The organism is Trichococcus sp., from assembly GCF_049684335.1.
GTDB lineage: Bacteria > Bacillota > Bacilli > Lactobacillales > Aerococcaceae > Trichococcus.
Genome location: NZ_JBAVFV010000048.1, coordinates 1 through 2,843 on the forward strand (window position 1 = coordinate 1; position 2,843 = coordinate 2,843).

3 protein-coding genes and 1 tRNA gene are annotated in these 2,843 nt (G+C 49.1%); 1 reads left to right on the plus strand and 3 read right to left on the minus strand.

The features are described 5' to 3' along the window. Positions 1-150: 150 nt before the first annotated feature. Both WBM30_RS08945 and WBM30_RS08950 read right to left on the minus strand, forming a co-directional pair. Positions 151-507 carry a MerR family transcriptional regulator gene (locus tag WBM30_RS08945; protein ID WP_424900395.1) on the minus strand — a complete coding sequence of 119 codons (357 nt, stop codon included), beginning with the start codon at positions 505-507 and terminating at the stop codon, positions 151-153. Positions 508-524: 17 nt separating this feature from the next. Further along, positions 525-1,283, minus strand: a complete 759-nt coding sequence (locus WBM30_RS08950) for a carboxymuconolactone decarboxylase family protein (RefSeq protein WP_424900396.1) — start codon at positions 1,281-1,283, stop codon at positions 525-527. A gap of 178 nt (positions 1,284-1,461) precedes the next feature. On the opposite strand from WBM30_RS08950, the gene WBM30_RS08955 reads away from it, so the two are divergent. Further along, positions 1,462-2,439 (plus strand): aldo/keto reductase, encoded by a 978-nt coding sequence (locus WBM30_RS08955; protein ID WP_424900397.1) that lies wholly within the window; start codon positions 1,462-1,464, stop codon positions 2,437-2,439. A 286-nt stretch (positions 2,440-2,725) separates the two neighbouring features. Here WBM30_RS08955 and WBM30_RS08960 read toward each other — a convergent pair. Beyond that, a tRNA-Leu gene (locus tag WBM30_RS08960) sits at positions 2,726-2,809 on the minus strand. Between the last annotated feature and the right edge of the window lie 34 nt (positions 2,810-2,843).

Genomic DNA, 2,843 nt, shown 5'->3' on the forward strand with positions numbered 1-2,843 from the left:
TACGACGCAAAAAAAGCTCTAGGACTGCGGCAACAGGCTAGAGCAAACTAAAAAAATTTTTTCCACTTAAATTATAGCATGGGAGTGACTTTTTGCGCATTTTTCAGCTATTTATTTTCAAACAAAAGAGCTGGGACAAACGTCCCAACCCTACCCTTTCAACATCCCATCATAATGGGCAACTTTACTTTTCATTTGCGCCAAGGTCTCCTGCAGTCCGTGGATCCTCTTTTCAAGCAAGTCGCACTCGTCTTCCCACAGACCCCGCCTGGCGGGAACGGTATGCAGGCCTTCTCCACACAGCCGCACATAATCGATTAGCGGTTCGATTGACATCCCCGCTGACTTCACAGCTTTCACAAAATCCAGCCACTGCAGATCCTCATCCGAATATTCCCGTATGCCGCCCGCAATCCGCTTTACCGGAGGAATCAACCCGATCCGTTCATAATAACGCAAACTATCAATCGACACATGCTTCTCTTTGCTGACTTGAGCGATTTTCATGATTATCCCCTACGCTTTCAGCTTTCTTCCGGAGCAACTTCATTCAGGCAATTCAACGCCGTCAATGTCCGCGGATACCCGATGAACGGCAACAGGACCGTGATCGTGTCAAGCAGTTTCTGCTTGTCATTGCCGATGCGAAGATTGTTGCGGATATGTCCCTTCAGTTGCTGCTCCGCTCCACCCATCGAAGCAAGCGTCGTAAAAATCAGCAGTTCCCGTTCCTGGATCGATAAGCCGCTGCGCGTAAAGAAATCACCGAAACAGTTGTCCGCCAGGAAAGTGGCGAAATGCTTCTGGTTCTGCGGCATCGTGTCCAACATAGTGTCCACTGCATCCCCAGCAGCTTCACGGACAATCTCCAAGCCCTTCTCAAAACGGTTTTCGATTGTCGTGGTAGATTGCCCCTCCAAAGGCAACGTGATTCCTCTTTCCTCCAACACTTCGTTTGCCGCATGCAGGAAATCGAACACTTTCCCCAAGCCGGCATACGGGACAGCCTGGTAGACGATTTCCTTCACCTCGATAGGCGTGATGCCTACATTCAAAGCGCCCTTCGCCATCGCCTTGAACTCGTTCACGCATTGCATGGCGATCAAAGCAGCCAATAGCACTTTTTGCCGTTCCTTCACATCCAAACTGGTGTATTGCAGCACTTCATCAAACGCAAAATTATCGAATACCTCAATAAATTCCGGATCCTTCTCAGCCAGTATCGACACGTGTCCGGGAAACAGTTCATCATGATTCTTTTTTGCAGTTTCGGTAATTTTCATCATATATTCCTCCTTCTTCATCCTTTTATTACTCCCAGTGTAAATCCTGGAGTGGACTCCAAGTCAACCCTAACAATGCTTTATGAAATATATTTTTTAATCGGTATAAAACACTTGTCTTGGAGTGAACTCCAACAGTTACAATAGGGGTATAATCAAAACAATTGGAGGCGTTATCATGGACTATGTGAAATTAGGAAATACCGGTATGGAAGTCTCAAAACTATGTCTGGGTTGCATGGGCTTCGGGGAACCGGAACGCGGTCGGGAAAAATGGTCAATAGGTGAAACGGAAAGCCGCGAAATCATCAAAAAAGCTTTGGACTCCGGAATCAATTTCTTCGATACTGCAAATTTGTATTCAGCCGGATCCAGCGAAGAGATCGTCGGGAAGGCATTGAAGGACTTCGCCAACCGCGATGAAATCGTCCTAGCTTCCAAATTATATTTCCCGATGTTCGAGGGGCCGAACGCGAAAGGCTTGTCCCGCAAAAGCATCTTCGCCGAAATCGATCACTCTTTGAAAAGATTGCAGACGGATTATCTGGACTTGTACATCATCCACCGTTGGGATTATGGTACGCCTATCGAAGAAACGATGGAAGCACTGCACGACTTGGTGAAAATGGGGAAAGTGCGTTATATCGGAGCTTCTTCCATGCATGCTTGGCAATTTGCCAAAGCCCAATTCATCGCCGAGAAGAACGGCTGGACGAAATTTGTTTCCATGCAGAACCTGTACAATCTGCTTTACCGAGAAGAAGAACGCGAAATGATCCCTTTGCTGCAGGACCAAAAAGTCGCGATGACGCCTTGGAGTCCATTGGCAGGAGGAAGATTGACCAGGGATATCGGCGCCGTCACAGCCCGCACCAGCCAAGCCGCAGAGGCCAATCTGCCTGCATACATTGTGGCTTCCGACAACGAAGTCATTTCGAGAGTCCATAAATTGGCAGACGAGCGCGGTATTACCCGCGGACAAGTCGCGACTGCCTGGATGCTGAGCAAAGACTACGTCACCGCCCCGCTGATTGGCGCGACAAAAGTGAAATATTTGGATGATGCTTTAGGTGCATTCGAGATCGCGTTGAGCGCTGAAGAGATCAAGTACTTGGAAGAAGCATACACTCCGAGGAATATCACGGGGTACAGATAGGAACGATGAAGGTCTGCGGATGACTCGAGATAGCTGAGAGGGGGGCCTCATCTCCGATGAAGGTTGGCTCGTCGGAGGTAAGGAAACGATCCAATCGCCCAGTTCCGGTTAAGGTCCGCTCGCCGGAACTGGGCAGAGTAATCGACACCTGAACTCAGGTGAAGCGAGGGTTCACCTGAGTTCAGGTATCACGCGGCGCGGAGCAGACTTGCCGCACATCAACAAAGCCAAAAAAAACAAGCCCAGAAAGATGGAAACCATCTCTCTGGGCTTGTTTTTTGTGTGATACCGGCGGCCGGGGTCGAACCGGCACGCCCTTGCGGGCACTGGATTTTGAGTCCAGCGCGTCTGCCAATTCCGCCACGCCGGCATGATATGAAGAATGCAATTTTCCATCTTACTCA